The 352-nt window shown below is 67.0% G+C and carries 1 protein-coding gene; it reads left to right on the top strand.

Annotation, left to right across the window (positions count from 1 at the left end; genetic code table 11):
- Positions 1–352: AMP-binding protein (locus tag U8525_RS34525; protein ID WP_374270980.1), on the top strand; the 352-nt coding region annotated here is incomplete at both ends.

The raw sequence follows: 352 nt of genomic DNA, 5'->3' as shown, positions 1-352 counted from the left end.
GAGTCCTGCTGCCCGGTGGAGTCGGAGGTGCGGCCGGAGAACGTGGCGTACCTCATCTACACGTCTGGGAGCACGGGGCGGCCGAAGGGAGTGGCGGTGACGCACCGGAACGCGGCGGCGTTCCTGGGGTGGGCGACGGAGACATTCACGGAGGAGGAGACGAAGGCGGTGCTGGCGGCGACGAGCCTGAACTTCGACTTGTCGGTGTTCGAGCTCTTCGCGCCGTTGGTGAGGGGAGGCAGCGTGGTGGTGGTGCGCAACGCGTTGCACCTGGCGGAGGAGAAGCCAGAGGTGGAGGTGACGCTCATCAACACGGTGCCGTCGGCGATGGCGCAGTTGGTGAGGATGAACG

It is taken from the genome of Corallococcus sp. RDP092CA (assembly GCF_041903675.1).
In the GTDB taxonomy this organism is placed as follows: domain Bacteria; phylum Myxococcota; class Myxococcia; order Myxococcales; family Myxococcaceae; genus Corallococcus.
This window is presented reverse-complemented; position numbering and strand designations above follow the sequence as displayed.